The sequence below is a fragment of the Solwaraspora sp. WMMD1047 genome, from assembly GCF_029626155.1.
Taxonomy (GTDB): domain Bacteria; phylum Actinomycetota; class Actinomycetes; order Mycobacteriales; family Micromonosporaceae; genus WMMD1047.
The window spans coordinates 4,102,552-4,121,919 of the sequence record NZ_JARUBL010000001.1 but is presented as its reverse complement, the minus strand read 5'-3'; the positions used below and the strand labels follow the sequence as shown (position 1 = coordinate 4,121,919).

The following is a 19,368-nucleotide window of genomic DNA, read 5'->3' as shown; positions in this document are numbered from 1 at the left end:
GGCGGCCGCCGTCCGGCCCGTACCATCGCGATCGTGACGACCCCCGCCCCGGCCGCCGGGAACCTCCTCGCCATCAGCGACCTGCACGTGTCGTACGCCGAGAACCGCAGCCACGTGGAGACGCTGCGACCGCTGACGCCGGACGACTGGCTGCTGGTCGCGGGGGATATCGGTGAGCGGGTGGCCGACATCGAGTGGACCCTCGACCAGCTCCGGCAGCGGTTCGCGACGGTGATCTGGGCGCCGGGCAACCACGAACTGTGGACCTCGCCCCGCGATCCGGTGCAGCTGCGGGGGGTGGAGCGCTATCTCGACCTGGTGCGGCGGTGCCGCGAGATCGGGGTGCTGACCCCGGAGGACCCGTACCCGGTCTGGTCCGGCCCGGGCGGGCCGGTGACCATCGTGCCGCTGTTCCTGCTCTACGACTACACGTTCCGGCCCGAGGGCGCCAACACCAAGCAGGAGGCGCTCGCCATCGCGTACGAGACCGGGGTGGTCTGCACCGACGAGTCGCTGCTGCACCCGGATCCCTACGCCAGCCGGGAGGAGTGGTGCGCGGCCCGGCTGGCCGCGACCGAGCGGCGGCTGGCCGACCTCGATCCGGCCGTGCCGGTGGTGTTCGTCAACCACTATCCGCTGGTCCGGGAGCCGACCCGGGTGCTGCGCTATCCGCAGTTCGCGCAGTGGTGCGGCACGGTACGCACCGCCGACTGGCACACCCGCTACCGGACCGCGGCGATGGTCTACGGCCACCTGCACATTCCGCGCACCACGTGGTACGACGGGGTGCGGTTCGAGGAGGTGTCGGTCGGCTACCCGAGGGAGTGGAAGGCGCGCCCCGGCGGCCTGCCCAGCCAGCCACGGCGGATCCTGCCGTACGGGTAGCGTCCGCCGCCGCAGCGGGCCGTCTTGACATCGATGGCTTTCGCTCGCTAGCGTCCCGAAAAACGTTTCAATCGCCTCGCCACCTCAGACGACCGGGCCGTCGTGGCTTGCCAGGCGCTGCTGTCCCCACCCGGAGGTGGAACCGCAATGCCAGCAGAAGCAGTCAATGACCGGACTCCAACGCGGGCCGCCCGGGCCGACCGTCGGACGCTGCGAGTCCTGGTCGCCGCCGGCTCGGCGGCCCTGGTCGTCGCCGGCCTCACGACGGCGGCGGTCAGCGCCCAGGCCGCCGTCGCCGGTTGTCGGGTCGGCTACTCGCTCGGCTCGCAGTCAGGCGGTGCCTCGTTCGCGCTCGACGGGGTGACGTGCACCGCCGACGTCGCGCCGACCTCGCCGCCGCAGGGTCCGCCGCCGTCGTCGGATTGGAGCCCGCCGGCGAACCTGGTGACACCGCTGGACGAGGTGTGGGCGCACCAGGAGCAGACCTACAACAACGGGAATCTGTACGGGTTCCGCAACTACGGCTGGGACCAACTGTTCGCCAATGGCGGTTATCTGAACTTCTGTGTGCGGTGGGATTCGGCGGCGTCGGTGACGGCGGCGCAGCGGGACCAGATCCACGCCCAGTTGGCGCGGCAGTACCGGAAATGGTTCGACGCCATGGTCGGGCACCACAACTGGCCGTACGCCGAGGTGCCGATCCGGGTGGTCGGCTGGGCGGTGCGGGACCGGGCCCAGTTGCAGTGGTCGGACCCGTCGGTGGACATCTACGTCAACGACATCCGGGAGAACGCGCCACAGTGTTCGGCCGGGTGCGGCCGGTTCTTCAATCAGGACGGTCAGTACCCGAACTGCCCGGGTGGGTCGGCGCGGCACTACGACCAGTCACTGTGGTTGACCGACGGCTTCGGCGGCGGTGCCGGCGGCGACTGGGGTCAGCGGATGGGCCGCGAGTACTTCATGAACAACCTGACCGCCGCGGACCTGACGATCCTGCTGCACGAGATGGGGCACACCTTCGGCCTGGACGACTTCTACGACTGGACGCCGACGGGGGTGTCGAGCTTCATCATGCGGGCCGGCTCGTCGGGTGTGCTCACCGAGTTCGACCGGTGGATGTTCCGGGACTGGTGGCGGCACCTGAAGGGCCGGTACGGCTACTGACAACGACCGGCCACCGGACCCGGCCGTCAGCCGCCGTCGACGACGACCGCGGGTCGCCGGCCGGCCCAGGGCACCGCCTGTTCGAGTTGGGCGGCCACCCGCAGCAGCAGGTCCTCCCGGCCGCGCCCGGCGACCAGTTGCACGCCGATCGGCAGGCCGGTGCGGCTCTGACCGAGCGGCAGACTGATCGCCGGGTGGCCGGAGATGTTGAACGGCGCGGTGAACGGCCCGTACTCGAACAGCCGCCGCAGCCACGAGCGCACGGTGTGGTGGGGATTGTCGTAGTCCAGCGTGCCGTGCCGGGCCGGCAACCGGCCCAGGGTGGGGGTCACCAGCAGGTCGTACCGGTTGAGGAAGAGCCCCACCGGGCGGGTCACCCGGTGCTGGGCGTCGGCGGCCCGCTGCACGTCCAGCACGGTGAACGACTCGGTCTCGGCCAGCACCTGCCGCGACACCGCCGCCAGCCGGGACCGGTCGGGCCGCACCGGTGCCAGCAGCAGCGCCGCTCCGGTGGCGACCGCCGCCAGGACGGCGCCCTCGACGATCGCGTCGGGGTCGAGCCCCGGAGTTGCCTCGCTGACCGTGTGCCCCAGCCATTCCAGCGTCTGCCCCACCGTCGTGGTGACCGCCGCGACCTCCGCGTCCACCGGTACCCCCGACCAGGCCGTGGTGGTCAGCGCCACCTGGAGCCGGCCGGGGTCGGTGCACAGCTCCTCGGCGTACGGGCGGGTCGGTGCTGGTAGGGCGAACTTGTCCCCGACGGGCGGCGCGCAGACCGCGTCGAGCAGCGCGGCCGCGTCCCGGACGGTCCGGGTCAGCGCGAACTCGACGACCAGTCCGAAGCCGACCTCACCGGCGTACGGGCCGCAGGGGGTGCGGCCACGGCTCGGTTTGAGCCCCACCAGGCCGCAGCAGGAGGCCGGCACCCGGATCGACCCGGCGCCGTCGTTGGCGTGCGCGAGTGGCACCGCGCCGGCCGCGACGAGCGCCGCCGCGCCGCCGCTGGAGCCGCCGGCGCCGTGCTCCGGGTCCCACGGGTTGCGGGTCGGCCCGGTCGCCACCGGCTCGGTGGCGAAGCTGAGCCCCAGTTCCGGCGCGGTGCTCTGGCCGAGGGTGACCAGCCCGGCGGACCGGAAGCGGGTCATCAGGTCGTGGTCGACCAGGGCGACCGCGCCGCGGATCGCGCGGCTGCCGAGGGTGAACGGAACCCGGCGCGCGAACGGTCCGCTGTCCTTGACCACGAACGGCACGCCGCCGAGTGGTCCGTCGGGATCGTGGTCGAGGGCGGTTCCGAAGGGGCCCAGGGTGAGCGCGTTGAGCTCCGGGCCGGCGATGGCCAGGGCGGTCCGGGCGACCTGTTCGACCTCGCCGGCGGTGACCTCACCGGCCCGGATCAGCGCCCGCAGCCCGACCGCGTCGAGGGCCGCGTACTCGTGCAGCTCCACCGGTCAGCGTCGGTTTCCGGGGTCAGCGACCAAGGTGGATCTTTTTTGGGTTGCCGGCCGACGCGGCGGGGTAACGAGGGGTTGCGTCACCCTTACCCCGGCTCGTGAACGGAGTGCATACATGTTGGTGTTAGGCGTCATCCTGCTTCTCCTGGGCATCCTGCTGAACGTATCGATCCTCTACACGATCGGCATCATTCTGCTGGTCGTGGGTGCGGTGCTCTTCATCCTGGGATCGGTCGGCCGCCCGGTCGGTGGTCGAAAGCATTACTGGTAGTCGTCCCGACACCGTCAGCGCCGGACCGGCCCGTCCCCTGGCTTCCCCGCCAGGGTGACGTGGCCGGTCCGGCGCGTTCCGGTGCTCCCCGGATTAGAACAACTGTGCGAAGATGGCCGGGTGACCACCGGGGCGACGATCCTGCACGCGGACCTGGACGCGTTCTACGCGTCGGTCGAGCAGCGCGACGACCCACGGCTGCGGGGCCGGCCGGTGATCGTCGGGTCGGGGGTCGTCCTCGCGGCCAGCTACGAGGCCAAGGCCTGCGGCGTCCGCACGGCGATGAGTGGCTGGCAGGCCCGGCGGCGCTGTCCGGCGGCGGTGGTGGTGGAACCCCGGATGTCGGCGTACTCCGCGGCGAGCCGGGCCGTGTTCGAGGTCTTCCGGCAGACCACACCGCAGGTCGAACCGCTCTCCATCGACGAGGCCTTCCTCGACGTGGCCGGCCTGCGCCGGCTGGGTCGGACCCCGGCCGAGGTGGCGGCCGGACTGCGGGCCGAGGTCCGGACCCGGGTCGGGTTGCCGATCACCGTCGGCGTGGCCCGGACGAAGTTCCTCGCCAAGGTCGCCAGCGGGGTGGCCAAGCCCGACGGCCTGCTGCTGGTGCCGCCCGACGGCGAGTTGGCCTTCCTGCACCCGTTGCCGGTCGAGCGGCTCTGGGGGGTGGGTCCGGTGACCGCCGGCAAACTCCGCGAGCGGGGGATCACCACGGTCGGCCGGGTGGCCCGACTCGGCGAGGCGGCCCTGGTGTCGATGCTCGGCGTGGCGGCCGGCCGGCACCTGCACGCGCTCGCCCACAACCGCGACCCCCGGCCGGTGCAGGTCGGGCGTCGGCGGGCCTCGATCGGCTCGCAGCAGGCGCTCGGCCGGTCGCAGCGGTCGCCGGCCAGCGTCGAGGCGACCCTCGCCGGCCTCGTCGACCGGGTCTGCCGGCGGATGCGGGCCGCCGGCCGGGCCGGCCGCACCGTGACGCTGCGGCTGCGCTTCGGTGACTTCACCCGGGCCACCCGGTCGCACACGATGGCGCGGGCGACCGCGCACACCCAGACGATCCTGTCGACCGCGCGCGACCTGCTGGCCGCCGCCCGGCCGCTGATCGAGTCGCGCGGCCTCACCCTGGTCGGCGTCTCGGTCGGCAACTTCGACCGGGGGAACGCGGTGCATCCGACGCTGCCGTTCGACAGCCAGAGCGGCAACGAACTCGACGCCGCGCTGGACGCCGTTCGCGACCGGTTCGGCTCGTCGGCGGTCGGTCGGGCGGTCCTGCTCGGCCGCGGGCTGGGCCCGGCGATGCCGATGCTGCCGGACTGAAGCCGCGGCTCACGGCCACAAATTCATTGATGCTCATCAGGGCAACTCTGGTCATCGTACTATGTCGTTGGCTTATCATAAGGGTCGATATATGGGTTCCCGTCCGTCCCGGCGGGGAGCTCCTGCCGTCCCCTGCGAAGGAGGCGCCATGCGCGCCGCGCGCCGACCCGTCACCCGATCCCGGTCCCTCCTGCTCGCCGTCTGCGCGGGCCTGCTCGCCCCGTTCGCGCTGGCCGCCGCGCCCGCCCAGGCGGCCCCGGTCACCGTCACCAACGGCACCCAGTTCACCGACACCTCCGGCGCCGCGCTGCACGCGCACGGCGGCGGCATGATCCGGGTCGGCGGCTACTACTACTGGTTCGGCGAGAACCGCAACGACAACAACACCTTCCGGTACGTCTCCGTCTACCGCTCCACCGACCTGCGCAACTGGGAGTTCCGCAACCACGTGCTGACCCAGAACTCGGCGGCCGAGCTGACCGTGGCGAACATCGAGCGACCCAAGGTGCTCTACAACTCCAGCACCGGGCAGTACGTGCTCTGGATGCACTGGGAGAACGGCGTCGACTACGGCCAGGCGCGGGTGGCGGTGGCCACCTCCGACACGGTGGACGGCAACTACACCTACCGCGGCAGCTTCCGGCCGCTGGGTTACGACTCCCGGGACATGACCGTGTTCCGCGACGACGACGGCACCGGGTACCTGATCTCCTCGACCCGGGTGAACGCGGACCTGAACATCTACCGGCTGACCCCCGACTACCTGGGCGTGGCCGGCCTGGTGCGGACGCTGTGGCCCGACAACTACCGGGAGGCGCCGGCCATGTTCAAACGCAACGGCGTCTACTTCCTGGTCACCTCCGGCGCTACCGGCTGGTCGCCGAACCAGGCCCGGTACGCCACCGCCAGCAGCATCGCCGGCACCTGGACCTCGCCGACCACCTTCGGCGACAGCCTCACCTTCGGCTCGCAGTCGGCGTACGTGCTGCCGGTGCAGGGCAGCGCGACCACCTCCTACCTCTACCTGGGTGACCGGTGGGCCGGCGCGTGGGGTGGCCGGGTCAACGACTCGCGCTACGTCTGGCTGCCGCTCTCCTTCCCGTCGAACACCTCGCTGAGCATGAGCTGGCATCCGCGGATCACCATCGACACCGCCACCGGCACGGTGGTCGGCAACGGCTCGGGCTACCCGTACGAGTCGCTGCGACCCCGGCACAGCGGCCGCTGCCTGGACGTGGTCAGCCAGTCCACCGCCGACGGTGCGAACATCGTCCAGTACGGCTGCAACAACGGTGGTAACCAGCACTGGCAGGTGCTGGACCTGGGCACCGGCTACCACCAGCTCGTCGCCCGGCACAGCAACCGGTGCCTCACCGTGCCGGCCGGGTCGACGGCGGACCACGTCCAGGTGCAGCAGTTCACCTGCCAGCCGGGCCGCGCCGATCAGCAGTGGCAGTTCGTCGACGCGGGTGCCGGCTACCACCGGCTGGTGGCCCGGCACAGCGGCAAGTGTCTCGACGTCGCCGGCCACTCCACCGCCGACAGCACCCGGATCATCCAGTACACCTGCGGCAGCGGCACCAACCAGCAGTGGCAGCGGGTCGGCGTCTCCTGACCGACGGCGGGTGCCGTACCCTGCTCAGGGTCTGTCCCTGACACTTAGTAGAAGGGGTAGATTTTGTATGTCGGCGAGGCGGTGAAGGACGGTCACGGGTGAAGCGCACCTCCAGGGACATCCGGGTGGCCAACCGTTTCGAAGTGCTGCGGCAGATCATCGGCGCCGCCATCGTGTCGCGCCAGGAGGTCGCCAGCCAGTCCGGGCTCAGCCTCGCCACCGTGTCGAACCTGGTCGGTGAGCTCCTGGAACTCGGCCTGCTGGTGGAGGTCGGGTTCCAGGATTCCGGCGGTGGGCGGCCGCGCGGCCTGGTCTCGGTGAACCCGGCCGGCGGCGTGCTGGTCGGGGTCGACGTCGCCGAGACCTACGTGCACGTCGAGGCGTTCGACACCGGCCTGGCCGTGTTGGCGACCGCCGAGGAACACCTGCACCAGACCGAGAACCGTCCCGAGCAGGTGGTCGGGCACATCGTCTCCGGCATCCGGTCGGTGATCGCCGCGGCCGGCGTCGCGGCCGACCGGGTGCTCGGGGTCGGGATCAGCGTGCCGGGTCAGGTCGACCGGGAGGGCGGTGTGTCGATCTTCGCACCCAACTGGGACTGGCACGACGTACCGCTGCGGAGCCTGCTCGCCTCCGTCGACCTGCCGCTCTACCTCGACAACCCATTACGGGCCAGCGTCGTCGCGGAGCTCTGGTTCGGTGCCGGTCGCGGCCGGGACGACGTGGCGGTGCTGACCCTGGGCACCGGGGTCGGCGCCGGCCTGGCCTTCGGCGGCGTGCTCTACCGGGGCGCGACAAACAGCGCGGGGGAGTGGGGGCACACCACGCTGGTGCTCGACGGCCGCCCCTGCCACTGCGGCGCGCGCGGCTGCGTGGAGACCTACGTCGGTGCCCCCGGCATCATGCAACACCTGCGCGAGCGGGACCGGGCCAGCCCGATGCTGCGCCCCGACGACCAGACGGCGACCATCGACGCACTGGCGGAAGGGATCGCCGCCGGCGATCCGGTGGCCCTCGACGTGCTGGCCGAGACCGCCCGCTATCTCGGGGTCGCTGTCGCCGACCTGGTAAACCTCGTCAACCCGGAGGTGATCGTGCTGAGCAGCTGGGTGGCGGCCCGACTCGGCCCGGCTCTGCTGCCGGTGGTGCGCGACGAGGTGGCCCGGCACGCGCTGCGCCGGCCGCTCGCCGCCACCGAGATCACCCTCGGCCGGGTGGCCGGGAATCCGGTAAGCCTCGGCGCGGCCACCTTCGCGCTGGAGGGTGTACTCGCCGGCATCGGCATGCCGACCCGGCCGGGCCGGCACGCCCGACCGGCCGCACCGGCCCGCTGATCCGTCGGCGCCGGACCCGGCGCCGCTCGGTCCGAGGCGGGCCACCCGCGTTGTCCGTCGCCGGGCCCCGGGTCGCGGGTACCGTCCCCGGCATGGACGCCGTCGAGGAGTTCACCTCGCTCAACCCAGCGGACTGGGACGTCTACCGCGGACCCGGGCACGCCGGCCGGGGCCTGCGCCGGCCGTCCCAGGTCAGCGTCGCCGGCGGGCTGCTCACCATCACCGGCACCGCGGACGGCACCACCGGCGGCCTGAAATGGCGTGGCCGCAGCCAGCGGCACGGCCAGTGGGACATCCGGCTGCGCACCCGGCGCGGCTGCGGCTGCTACCACCCGGTGGTGCTGCTCTGGGGCACCGGCGGCGGTTCCGGGGTCGACAATCCGCGCGGCGAGATCGACATCGTCGAGGTCTGGCAGCGCCCGGAGCGGGACCGCAACTCGTTCAGCGTGCACTACGGCGACGGGTCCCGGTTCGTCGGCGGCAGCGTGGCCGTCGACCTGACCGCCTGGCACGTCTACCACCTGGTCTGGCAGGAGACCTACCTCTACACCTGGATCGACGACGACCCGGCGTACTTCACCACCACCCGGGCCGAGGTGCTGCCGACCGGCCCGATGGATCTGGCCATCCAGCTCGACTGGTTCCCGGACGAGGGCGCCCGCGGCGGCTCCACCGCCTCCATGCAGGTCGACTACGTCCGCCAGTACACCCATCCCGTCGGCTACCGCGCCCGGGACTGACCCGCCACGTACGTCTCGGTATGCCGCTCTTCGAGCGGGGTGACCTCGCGGGTGCCCGGGCCGCCCTCTGCGCTCCCTGGTGTCACATCCGCGGTACCGGTGGTGCTTACTAGATGTGAAGCAAGATGTGGAGCTCGTAGGGCCCGGTGGGAACCCACCGGCCGCCGCCGTGCCGGCAGCCTGGCCGCCCGGCCGGCGCCCGGCGGTCCGGCGAGCCGAGCGGAAGGACGACGGGGCCGTGTCGACTCCTGCGGGGCGAGGGACCGTCCGGGCCGACCTCGAAGAGGTCTTCCGCCGCACCTACCCGAGGATCGTCGCGGTCGCCGCCCGGGTGCTCGGCTCCGGGCACGCGGCCGAGGACGTGGCGCAGGAGGTGTTCCTGACCTTCGGCCGCTCATCCGTGCCGGCGGGGGAGGCCACCGGCTGGTTGTCGGTCGCCGCCGCCCACACCGCGCTGAACCACCTGCGCTCGGACCGCCGCCGCGCCGCGCGGGAGGAGGCGGCCGCCGGTGCCGGCGCCGTCGCTCCGGACGTCGCCGACGCCGTCGTGACCCGCGACGAGCGCCGCCGGGTCCGGGCCGCGCTGGCCCGGCTTCCCCGGCGCCAGGCGGTCGCCCTCGTCCTGCGGCACAGCGGCCTCAGCTACGCCGAGGTCGCGGCCGCCCTCAACGTCTCCCCGAGCGGTGTCGGCACCACCGTACGCCGTGCCGAATCCGCCCTACGCAAGGAGTTGAACCGCGATGCGTCATCCGAATGACGGCACGCTGCGCCGGCTGCTGGACGAGCCGGCCGGCGTCGCCGACACCGATCGCGAGCACGTCGCCGGCTGCCCGAGGTGCCGGTCCGGGCTGGCCACCGCGCAGCGGGACGCGATGCTGACCCGCGCGGCGCTGGACGTGGAGCCCGCCGTGGATGTGGACTCGGCGTGGTCGCGGCTCTCGCAAGCGGCCGCGGCCGAGGGGCCGCGACGGCAGCCCGCCGCCCCGCGGTGGCGCGCGACCGCCCTGCGGTGGCGCGCTGGGCTGCGCCGGCCGGCGGTCGCCGCGTTCGCCGTCGTGGTGCTCCTCGGTGGCGCGAGTGCCGCCGCCGCGGCGAACTGGCTGCAGATCTTCCGGACCGAGCAGATCGCCCCGGTCACCCTCACCCAGGCCGACCTGATCGCGCTGCCGGATCTGTCCGCCTACGGCACGGTCGAGATCAAGGAGCCCCGGGTACGCGGCGTCGCCGACGCCGCCACCGCGCGGCAGGCCACCGGGCTGACCCTGCCACCGGTACGGAAGCTCCCCACGGGCGTCTCCGGGGAACCGGCGTACCAGGTCGGCGAGCAGCTGAGCGCGGTCTTCACCTTCTCGGCCGAGCGGGCCGCGCAGACCGCCGCGGCGGTCGGCGAACCGCTGCCGCCGCCACCGGCCGGCCTCGACGGCAGCCAGTTCCGGCTGACCGCCGGCCCGGGTGCCGCCGCCGTCTGGAAGGGAGCGGGCGGCGCGCCGGCCCTGATCGTGGCCCGGGTGGTGGCACCCACCGCCTACTCGGCCGGTATCCCGTTCCAGACGGCCGTCGGTTACCTGCTCACGCTGCCCGGTCTGCCCGATGCCGTCGCGGCGCAGCTGCGCGGCTTCGCCGGTGACGGCACGACGCTGCCGCTGCCGGTGAACTCCCGGTACCTGACCAGCTCCACCACCGATGTCAACGGCCGGCCGGCCACCGTGCTCACCTCGCACGACGGCCTGCTGGCCGGGGTGGTCTGGGTGGCCGACGGTGTCGTCACGGCGGTGGCCGGCTCACTGGACAGCGACGAGGCGCTGTCGGTGGCCCGTGGGCTGGGGCAGCGGTGAGCCCCGCCCCCACCGGGCCTATCGGCCCCGCTGGCCCCGACGGTCGTGCGGGCGGTGCCGTGGCCGTCGGCGACGAGCCCCGGCCCGACCCGCGGCGGCTGCTCGACGAGCTGCCGGCCGCCCCGGCGGTGTGGTGCTCCGGGCTGCGCAAGCGGTACCGGCGGCAGGTCGCGGTCGACGACGTTTCCTTCACCGTGGGCCGCGGTGAGGTGCTGGGCCTGCTCGGCCCCAACGGAGCCGGCAAGACAAGCGTCATCAAGATCCTGCTCGGGCTGGTCCGGCCCGACGCCGGGGAGGCGCTGCTGCTCGGCCGACCGGCGGCGGACCCCCGGGCCCGCACCAGGGTCGGCTACCTGCCGGAACTCTTCCGGTACCAGCCCTGGCTCACCGCCGTCGAGGTGCTGGACCTGCACGTCCGGCTCGCCCGGGTACCGGTGGCGGCGGGGGAGCGGCGCGAGTGCCTGGCGCTCGTCGGCCTGGCGGACCGGGCCAAGGACCGGGTGGGCGGCTTCTCCAAGGGGATGCAGCAGCGCCTCGGGTTGGCCGTCGCGCTGGTGGCTCGCCCGGAACTTGTCGTCCTCGACGAGCCGACCAGCGCGCTGGACCCGCTCGGCCGCGCCGACGTCCGGGATCTGCTGCTCTCGCTCAAGGCCCGCAACGTCGCCGTGCTGCTCAACTCGCACCTGATCGGCGAGGTCGAGCGGGTCTGCGACCGGGTCGTCATCCTCGACCGGGGCCGGGTCGCCGCCTCCGGCACCCTCCCGGAGCTGCTCGGCCGGCGCGAGGTGCGGCTGCGGCTCGACGGAGTGGACACCCGGGCGGAGGCCCGGCTGGCCGCCGCCGGCCCGGTGACCCGGGAGGGCGATTCGTTCACCGTCGAACTGACAAGCGAAGGAGATCCCGCCGTGCCGGAACCGGACAGCGTCGTACCGGAGCTCGTGGCCGACCTGGTCGGCCTCGGCGTGCGCGTGCACGCCGTCGAACCGGGACGGATCAGCCTGGAGGAGCGGCTGCTCGACATCCTGCGGTCCGGCGGTGACCGCCGATGACCGGGCGGACCGTGCTGACCATCGCCGCCCTCACCATCCGGGAGGCCGCCCGCCGCCGGGTGCTGCGGTCGCTCGTCGTGATGACGGTGGTGCTGCTGTCCCTGAGTGCCTGGGGGTTCTACCGGCTCGACGCGGAATTCGGTTCGCTGACCAGCGGTGAGTCCCGGCTCGCCGCCTCCACGGTGCTCAATCTGGTGATGTTCGGCCTGAGCCTGATCGCCGCGCTCGGCACGGCGTTCCTCGCCGGCCCGACCCTGGCCGGTGAGATCGAGTCCGGGACCGCGTTGGCGATCATGACCCGGCCGATCCGGCGGTGGGCGGTGCTGCTGGGCAAGTGGCTCGGCCTGGTCGCCTTCGGCAGCGGGTTCGTGGCGGTGGCCGGGCTCGGCCAGCTCCTCATCGTCCGGACCACCGTGGACTACTGGCCACCGCAGCCGGTGACGGGGCTGGCCCTGCTCGCGGCGCAGACGGCGGTGCTGCTCACCCTGGGCCTGCTGCTCTCCACCGCGATCTCGCCGATGGCCTCGGGCATCGTCGCGGTCGGCCTCTTCGGCGCCACCTGGATAGCGGGGGTGGTCGGCCTGGTCGGCGAGGCCTTCGGCAACGCGGGCGTGGCCCGCGTCGGCACCGTGTCCCGGATGCTGCTGCCGACCGACGGCCTGTGGCGCGGCGCCATGCACGCGTTCCAACACCCCGGGCTGGCGCGGGTCCCCGGCTTCGAGGCCTCCCCGTTCCTGAGCATGGCCCCGCTCACCGCCACCTACCTGGCCTGGTCGGTGATCTGGGTCGCCCTGATCCTCGGACTCGCGGCCCTCGCCTTCCAACGCCGCGACCTCTGACGCGTCAGTCAGGACAGTGGCGCCAGCCCGGTGCTGCCGGACCAGTCGACGTACTCCTGCCGGACGGGCCGGGACGGTTCGTCGTCCTCGTCGAGCATGCTCAGTGCGGCGTAGTACCGTCCGAACCCGTAGCCGCCGTCCATGCCCTGCGGCTCGCCAACGAGGCCGACGACCGGGCGCTCGCCGGATTCACGCTTCGGGCAATGACTCATCAGGCGGTCGACCTCGGCCCGGCCTCGGACCGCGGCTGCCTTCGTACGCCAGACAACTCGATCAGCGTGCCGCGTCCTTCCTTCGCGGCCCGGGGTGATCGTCGGGAGCAGGCGGCAGGGTGTGCGGGCGTCGGGGGATCTGCTCAGCGGGTCCAGGCCCAGCCGCGCGGTGCGAGGGAGCGGGCGGCGGGCGGTGGATCGGGGAACGAGCCGTCGCCGAACAGCACCCGTGCGGCGGCGGCCCGGCCGGGGCGGGTGCGCAGCAGGGCGAAGGCGTGCTCGGTGAGGGTCGGGGCGCGGACCCCGGACAGGGCGCGGCGCATCAGCAGCCGGACCCGGAAGCGCGCCCGCAGCGTCGCGCCGTCGTAGTGCCGCAGCACCGACCGGTCCCCGGTGCGCAGGTAGGCGGCGGTCACCTCGGCGGCCAGCTCGGACATCCGCAGGCACGGGTCGAGGCCGCCGGCGGTCAGCGGCGACACCGCGCCGGCCGCGTCGCCGACCAGCAGCCCCTGCGGGCAGGCGAGCCGGCGCAGCACGCCGCCGACCGGGATCGGCCCGCCGCGGCGCTGGACCGGGCCGGCCACGGCCGGCAGCCCGCCGAAGCCCTGCCCGAACGCCCGCAGCAGCCGGGGCAGCGGGCCGGCCAGCCGGTCTGGCAGCCCGGCCAGCCCGACGTGGGCGTGCCGGCCGTCATCGACGACCCAGGCGAGGTAACCGGGCGCGAGAACCGGGTCGAGGACACAGTGGAATGTCGGCGGCCGGTCGCCGCCGGCCACCGGGTAGACCTCCTCCACCCCGACGATGACGCGCCGGTTGACGTCCAGACCGAGTCGGCGCGCCACCGTCGACCGGACACCGTCCGCGCCGATGGTGAAGCGGGCGGCCACGCCCTCGACCGGATAGGAGACGCCGAGCCGCACTCGCGCGCCGGCCAGTCTGGCGCCGGCCAACGCGTCGGCGTAGACGCCGGCCATGTCGGCGACCCGGAACTCGTCGCGCGGGCTGACCAGCTCGACCGGTTCCCGCAGCGACGGCGGATACAGCACGACCCGACGGATCGCCGGACCGAGATGTCCGGCCGGCAGCGCGAAGTCGTCGAGGGTGCGGCGGACGAAGATGCCGGTGGTGCGGATGCCGACGTCGAGTGCGCTACGGCGGTCGACGACAAGCACGTCGTACCCCCGCCCGGCCAGCAGCCGCGCGGTGCGTAGCCCGGCGAGGCCGGCACCGACGACGAGGACGTCCACGGTCTCCATGCCGCCGACGGTAGCGGCGCCCGGGCCCGCCGGCCGGCGCCCGCGCAACACCTTCACACACTCTCCCCGATCCCGGCGGTTTCCCGGTTCAGGCGGATGCCACCGGTGGAGCCGCGCCGACCGGAGCGGTGCCGGCGGCCGGGTCACCGTCGCGTCGCACGGTGAGGGTCGGGGCGGTCGGGCCGTCGGTGGCGATGAAGGTGTACCCGCGCCCGTCCGGGTGTCGCCGTTGGACGGCCGTCACGCCCTCGGGCGGGTCGGGCAGCACCGGCGTGACACCGGCGTCCCGGGCCAGCCGGGTGAGCAGGTCGCGCAGGTGCGCGCCGGCCAACAGGGTGGTCAGGTAGTACGCCGTCCCGGCGCCGTGCGCCCGGCGGGTGAGCGCCGGTGAGCCGGCGAGCGGGCCGTCGGCGTACCCGGTCAGGACCTCGGCGTCGGTCGGCACCGCGAGTTCGGTCCAGACGGAGCCGGCGCCGCCGTCGGTGAGCGCCACCCGGGCGCCCGCCGGCAGCGGAAAGTGTTCCTGGACGCGGACGCCGAGCAGGTCCCGCCAGGCTCCCGGGTAGCCGCCGAGCCGGACGTGGTCGTTGTCGTCGACGACCCCGCTGTACGGGCCGACCAGCGCGGTGCCGCCGCCGGCGACGAACCCGGTCAGGTTCGCCGCCCCGGCGTCGCTGACCAGGTACAGCGCGGGCGCCAGCACCAGCCGGTAGCGGCGCAGGTCGGACTCCGGGTGGGCCAGGTCGCAGGTGATGGTGGCTTCGGTGAGCGCCGCGTGCCAGCCCTTGATGACAGCCAGCGGATCCAGGTCGACGCTCGGCTGGCTCGGCTGCCGCTGCGCCCACAGGCTCGACCAGTCGAGCAGGATGGCGACGTCCGCGACCACCTCGCTGCCGACCACCTCGGCCAGGGCGCCCAGTTCGGCGCCGAGCGCCACCACCTCCTGCCACACCTTGCTGTCGGTGCCGGCGTGCGGCACCATCCCGGAGTGCCACTTCTCGGCGCCCGCCTTCGAGGCCCGCCACTGGAAGTAGAGCACCGAGTCGGCGCCCCGGGCGACGTGTGCGAGCGAGTCCCGGCGCAGCCGGCCGGGCGGCTTGGCGAGGTTGCGCGGTTGCCAGTTGACCGCGCTGGTGGCGTGCTCCATCAGCGCCCAGGGCCGGCCGCCGGCCAGCGACCGGGCCAGGTCCGCGACAAAGGCCAGATCCGCGTACGGCTGGGGGTGCTCGGCGATCAGGTAGTGGTCCATCGACACCACGTCGACCTCGCGGGCCCAGGCCCAGTAGTCGAGGTCCCAGAGGCCGCCCAGGAAGTTCGTGGTGACCGGCACTCCGGGGCTGAGCCGGTGCAGCAGGTCGCGTTCGACCCGGAAGCAGGCCAGCAGTTCGTCGGAGGAGAACCGGTGGAAGTCGAGCTGCTGGGTCGGGTTGGGGTAGCTGGGGGTGTCCCGGGGCGGGATGATCTGCTCCCAGTCGGTGTAGCGCTGGGACCAGAACGAGGTGCCCCACGCCGCGTTGAGCCCGGCCAGGTCGCCGTAGCGGTTCCGCAGCCAGTCGCGGAACGCGGCTGCGGAGATGTCGCACCAGCAGCGCGAGATGTGGCAGCCGTACTCGTTGTTGACGTGCCACATGGCCAGCGCGGGATGCCCGGCGTACCGGGTGGCGAGCTGTTCGACGAGCCGGGCCGCCGCCGTGCGGTACGCCGGTGAGCTGGGACAGTATGCCTGCCTGCTGCCGTACCAGATGGTGGTTCCGGTGGGTCCGACGGGCAGCGACTCGGGGTGGGCGTGGCTGAACCAGGGCGGTGGGGAGGCGGTCGCGGTGGCCAGGTCGACCGCGACGCCGTGCCCGGCGAGCAGGTCGAGCAGCCGGTCCAGCCAGTCGAATTCGTAGCGTCCGGGGGCGGTCTCCAGCAGCGCCCAGGAGAAGACGCCGACGGTGGCGAGGTTGACCCCGGCGGTCTTCATCAGCCCGACGTCCTCAACCCAGACCGGCTCGGGCCACTGCTCGGCACTGTAGTCGCCGCCGAAGGCGAAGCCGGGTACGGCCGGGATGTCGAACGCCATACACAGAGATCGTCCAGACCCGACGGGCGGCCGTCAACGGATCGACAGCACTTATTATGATCCCTTGACTAAGTGTTGGGCGAACCTTAGGCTACGGCTCACTTAACCTCATCGAAATATGCCGATAACGCGGGTTCCACGAGGAGTTGAGCCGCCATGGCAATGCGTCCCACCTCGCCGGCCAAGCCCGGGTTCACCCGCCGTGACCTGCTGCGCGTTGCCGGTGGCCTCGGCGTCGCCGGGTTGCTCGCCGGCTGCGGGTCCAACACCGGCCGGTCCTCCGGCCCGACCATCTCGCAGTGGTACCACCAGTACGGCGAGGCCGGCACCCAGCAGGCCGCGCAACGGTACGCCGACGCCTACCAGGCGGCCGACGTGACGATCCAGTGGATCCCCGGGGACTTCGACGCCAAGATCTCCAGCGGGCTGCTCTCCAGCAACGGGCCGGACGTCTTCGAGTACCACTTCAACTACCAGCTTGCCAAGGCCAACCAGGTGGTTCCGCTCGACGACATCCTCGGCGACGCCCGCGCCGACTTCAGTGAGATCGACCTGACCGCCAACTCGTACGACGGCAAGGTCTACGGGATCCGGATGATCGACGACCCGCAGCTCTTCTACTACCGCAAGAGCATGCTCGCCGACGCCGGGATCGCCCCGCCGGTGACCATCGACGACCTGATCGCGGCGACGAGGGCACTCACCACAAAGGACGTCAAGGGTCTGTTTCTCGGCAACGACAACGGCATCGGCTGGGCGGCCACCCAGATCCTGCCCGCCACCGGGCAGCAGTACCTCACCGCAGACAACAAGGTCGCCTTCGACACCCCGGAGACCGCCGACGCGATGCTCAAGGTCCGCGAACTGGTCGACACCGGCGGGCTGCTCTCCGGCGCCCCGGCCGACTGGTGGGACCCGTCCGCGTTCAACCAGGGTCTCTGCGCGATGACGAAGAACGGGCTCTGGGCGATGCCGGCCATCCAGCAGGCGCTCGGTGACGACTTCGGGGTCTTCCCCACCCCGGCCTTCGGAGCCGCCGGCCGGCAGGCGGTCTACCTCGGCGGCTGGTCCAGCTTCGTCAGCGCCAAGGCCAAGGATGTCGACGCGGCGAAGGCGTTCGTCAAATGGCTATGGATCGACAACGTGGAGTACCAGGAGGACTGGTGCCTCAACTACGGCTTCCACATCCCGCCGCGCAAGAGCCTGGCCGCCCGCGCCACCAAGCTGCAGAGCGGGCCGGCGGCCGAGACGGTGAGCCTCACCGAGCAGTTCGGCTGGGTCGACAACCCGGCCTGGACCACCGCGATGGGCGCGGCCTTCGAGACGTTCGCCACGGACGTCATCCTGAAGAAGGCCGACGCCGGCCGGGAACTCGCCGCCACCGTGGACCGGGTGGAGACGGAACTGAAGACCCTCTTCGGGTAGGCCGGCGATGACCAGGAGCAAGGTGGCGGCCGGGCCCGCCACCGCAGAGAACGACCCGCGCGGGGTCGGCGTCGGGCCGGTGGGTGATGCACCGGCCCGACGGCGCCGACCGGGGCACGCCTGGACGTTCTGGCTCTTCACCGGTCCGTTCCTGATCGGCATGCTGATCTTCGTCTACGTGCCGATCCTGTGGAGCCTGGCGCTGAGCTTCTTCGAGGCGCAGAACACCGTCACCCCGGACACCTTCGTCGGACTGGCCAACTACCGGGAGATGCTGGCCGACGGACCGTTCCGCGACAGCCTGCTGATGTTCACCGGGTACGCCGCCTTCATCGTGCCGGTCACCGTCGTCCTCGCGTTGGGGCTGGCCCTGCTGGTGCACCGGTTGCGGTTCGCCCAGGCGTTCTTCCGGTCGGCCTTCTTCATCCCGACCGCCTGCTCGTACGTGGTCGCCTCGCTGATCTGGAAGATGTCCATCTTCAACGGGGTCCGGTTCGGGCTGGCCAACACCGTGCTGGAGATCTTCGGCATCGAGAACATCTCCTGGCTGATCAGCACCGACCCGCCGTGGTACTGGGTGCCGCTGGTGACCGTGCGGCTCTGGCTGCAGCTCGGCTTCTACATGATCCTGTTCCTGGCCGGTCTGCAACGCATCCCGCGCGAACTCTACGAGGCGGCCTATGTGGACGGCGCGGCACCGGGTTGGACCACGTTGCGCCACATCACCCTGCCACAGCTGCGGGCCACCTCGGTGGCGGTGCTGATGCTCACCATCATCGCCGCCTACCAGGCGTTCGACGAGTTCTACAACCTGCTGCCGGGCAAGGCCGATCTGGCCCGCCCGCCGCTGCAGCAGCTCTACACGATCGCGCTCGGGGCCCAGCAGGACTACGGGCGGGGCAGCGCCGGGGCGATGATCCTCTCGGTCCTGATCATCGCGATCACCCTCTTCCAGGGCCGGTTGCTCGGCTTCGGCAAGCCGGCGGAGTAGGGGGAGACGATGAGCGGCACCCCGTACGCGGTCGGCCAGCGCCGCCGGGCGGCCGGCACCGCCGGCGCATACCTGGCGGCCAGCCTGGCCGCGGTGCTCTTCCTGATCCCCTTCTACCTGCTGGTCCGCAACGGCCTGGCCACCGACGCGGAGATCACCTCGCCGGACTGGACGTTCTTCCCGACCGAGCTGCGCTGGGGCAACCTCGCCGAGGTGTTCCAGAACCCGGCCGTGCCCTTCGCCCGCAGCCTGTGGAACTCGACCGTGGTCGCGGTGCTGCACACGGTCGGTACCCTGCTGATCTGCTCGCTGGCCGGCTACGGGCTGGCCCGGGTGCCGTACCGGCACGCCAACAAGGTCTTCTACGCCGTGCTTGTCACCCTGATGATTCCCGGCGCGGTGACCTTCGTGCCCAGCTTCGTGCTGGTCTCCTCGCTGGGCTGGGTCTCCTCGCTGCGTGGCCTGATCATCCCGGGCCTGTTCAGCGGCTTCACCGTCTTCCTGTTCCGGCAGTACTTCCTGAACTTTCCGAAGGAGCTGGAGGAGGCGGCCCGGGTCGACGGACTCGGCTACTGGGGGGCGTACTGGCGGATCGTGCTGCCCAACTCGCTCAACTTCACCGCCGCCATCGCGGTCATCACCTTCATCACCGGGTGGAACTCGTTTCTCTGGCCCCTGGTGATCGGCCAGGACCAGCAGTCCTGGACGGTGCAGGTGGCGCTCTCGTCGTATCTGACGGCGCAGACCATCAACATCCACGAGCTCTTCGTCGCCGCGGCGATCTCGATCCTGCCGCTGGTGGTCGTCTTCGTCTTCCTGCAACGCTGGCTGGTCGAGGGGGTGGCACAGACCGGCATCAAGGGATGACGGGCGGTGCGGTTTCGACCCGTGGTGGGGGGCACCGGGCCGTTTGGGCGTCGCGAAC

The 19,368-nt window shown here is 72.3% G+C and carries 18 protein-coding genes; 14 read left to right on the top strand and 4 right to left on the bottom strand.

All coding sequences use genetic code 11. The annotated features are described in order from the left end of the window. Positions 1 to 33 precede the first annotated feature (33 nt). Positions 34 to 885: a metallophosphoesterase gene (locus tag O7627_RS18740; RefSeq protein WP_278094820.1), complete on the top strand. Its 852-nt coding sequence runs from the start codon at positions 34 to 36 to the stop codon at positions 883 to 885. Positions 886 to 1,032: 147 nt separating this feature from the next. Beyond that, positions 1,033 to 2,049: a hypothetical protein gene (locus O7627_RS18735; RefSeq protein WP_278094819.1), complete on the top strand. Its 1,017-nt coding sequence runs from the start codon at positions 1,033 to 1,035 to the stop codon at positions 2,047 to 2,049. Between the two features lie 26 nt (positions 2,050 to 2,075). Here the strand turns inward: O7627_RS18735 and O7627_RS18730 are convergent, their stop codons facing one another. Further along, positions 2,076 to 3,494 (bottom strand): amidase family protein, encoded by a 1,419-nt coding sequence (locus tag O7627_RS18730; protein ID WP_278094818.1) that lies wholly within the window; start codon positions 3,492 to 3,494, stop codon positions 2,076 to 2,078. A 121-nt stretch (positions 3,495 to 3,615) separates the two neighbouring features. Between O7627_RS18730 and O7627_RS18725 the strand changes: the two genes are divergently transcribed. The 9 genes from O7627_RS18725 to O7627_RS18685 all read left to right on the top strand — a co-directional run bounded on the left by O7627_RS18725 (position 3,616) and on the right by O7627_RS18685 (position 12,494). Beyond that, entirely contained in the window at positions 3,616 to 3,771 is a 156-nt protein-coding gene (locus O7627_RS18725; RefSeq protein WP_278094817.1) for a DUF6131 family protein, read from the top strand. Between the two features lie 120 nt (positions 3,772 to 3,891). After that, positions 3,892 to 5,082, top strand: a complete 1,191-nt coding sequence (dinB, locus tag O7627_RS18720; RefSeq protein WP_278094816.1) for a DNA polymerase IV — start codon at positions 3,892 to 3,894, stop codon at positions 5,080 to 5,082. Positions 5,083 to 5,230: 148 nt separating this feature from the next. Then, positions 5,231 to 6,697 carry an RICIN domain-containing protein gene (locus O7627_RS18715; RefSeq protein WP_278094815.1) on the top strand — a complete coding sequence of 489 codons (1,467 nt, stop codon included), beginning with the start codon at positions 5,231 to 5,233 and terminating at the stop codon, positions 6,695 to 6,697. A 98-nt stretch (positions 6,698 to 6,795) separates the two neighbouring features. Next, on the top strand, positions 6,796 to 8,031 hold the full coding sequence (locus O7627_RS18710; protein WP_278094814.1) for an ROK family protein: 1,236 nt from the start codon (positions 6,796 to 6,798) through the stop codon (positions 8,029 to 8,031). Between the two features lie 92 nt (positions 8,032 to 8,123). Next, the gene (locus O7627_RS18705; protein ID WP_278094813.1) at positions 8,124 to 8,771 is read left to right on the top strand and encodes a family 16 glycosylhydrolase; all 648 of its coding nucleotides are present in this window, start codon (positions 8,124 to 8,126) and stop codon (positions 8,769 to 8,771) included. Positions 8,772 to 9,009: 238 nt separating this feature from the next. Further along, positions 9,010 to 9,528, top strand: coding sequence for a sigma-70 family RNA polymerase sigma factor (locus O7627_RS18700; protein ID WP_278094812.1), 519 nt, complete (start codon positions 9,010 to 9,012; stop codon positions 9,526 to 9,528). After that, a complete protein-coding gene (locus O7627_RS18695; protein WP_278094811.1) occupies positions 9,512 to 10,606 on the top strand; it encodes a hypothetical protein in 1,095 nt (364 codons plus the stop codon). The genes O7627_RS18700 and O7627_RS18695 overlap by 17 nt, the downstream gene beginning before the upstream one ends. 59 nt (positions 10,607 to 10,665) lie before the next feature. Then, positions 10,666 to 11,655, top strand: coding sequence for an ABC transporter ATP-binding protein (locus O7627_RS18690; protein ID WP_278094810.1), 990 nt, complete (start codon positions 10,666 to 10,668; stop codon positions 11,653 to 11,655). Beyond that, positions 11,652 to 12,494, top strand: coding sequence for an ABC transporter permease subunit (locus O7627_RS18685; RefSeq protein WP_278094809.1), 843 nt, complete (start codon positions 11,652 to 11,654; stop codon positions 12,492 to 12,494). Before O7627_RS18690 ends, O7627_RS18685 begins: the two co-directional genes overlap by 4 nt. Positions 12,495 to 12,502: 8 nt before the next feature. On the opposite strand, the gene O7627_RS18680 is transcribed toward O7627_RS18685, so the two are convergent. From O7627_RS18680 to O7627_RS18670, 3 genes are all read right to left on the bottom strand, one after another. Continuing rightward, positions 12,503 to 12,706, bottom strand: coding sequence for a hypothetical protein (locus tag O7627_RS18680; RefSeq protein ID WP_278094808.1), 204 nt, complete (start codon positions 12,704 to 12,706; stop codon positions 12,503 to 12,505). A gap of 143 nt (positions 12,707 to 12,849) precedes the next feature. Continuing rightward, positions 12,850 to 13,962 (bottom strand): NAD(P)/FAD-dependent oxidoreductase, encoded by a 1,113-nt coding sequence (locus O7627_RS18675; protein ID WP_278094807.1) that lies wholly within the window; start codon positions 13,960 to 13,962, stop codon positions 12,850 to 12,852. 88 nt (positions 13,963 to 14,050) lie between these two features. Further along, entirely contained in the window at positions 14,051 to 16,027 is a 1,977-nt protein-coding gene (locus tag O7627_RS18670) for a beta-galactosidase (RefSeq protein WP_278094806.1), read from the bottom strand. 156 nt (positions 16,028 to 16,183) lie between these two features. Between O7627_RS18670 and O7627_RS18665 the strand changes: the two genes are divergently transcribed. Genes O7627_RS18665 through O7627_RS18655 form a run of 3 tightly spaced genes read left to right on the top strand, consistent with a single transcriptional unit; the run spans position 16,184 to position 19,310 of the window. Further along, positions 16,184 to 17,452, top strand: a complete 1,269-nt coding sequence (locus O7627_RS18665) for an extracellular solute-binding protein (RefSeq protein WP_278094805.1) — start codon at positions 16,184 to 16,186, stop codon at positions 17,450 to 17,452. Between the two features lie 7 nt (positions 17,453 to 17,459). Next, positions 17,460 to 18,443, top strand: a complete 984-nt coding sequence (locus tag O7627_RS18660) for a sugar ABC transporter permease (protein ID WP_278094804.1) — start codon at positions 17,460 to 17,462, stop codon at positions 18,441 to 18,443. Between the two features lie 9 nt (positions 18,444 to 18,452). Beyond that, positions 18,453 to 19,310, top strand: coding sequence for a carbohydrate ABC transporter permease (locus O7627_RS18655; RefSeq protein WP_278094803.1), 858 nt, complete (start codon positions 18,453 to 18,455; stop codon positions 19,308 to 19,310). The last annotated feature ends 58 nt before the right edge of the window (positions 19,311 to 19,368 follow it).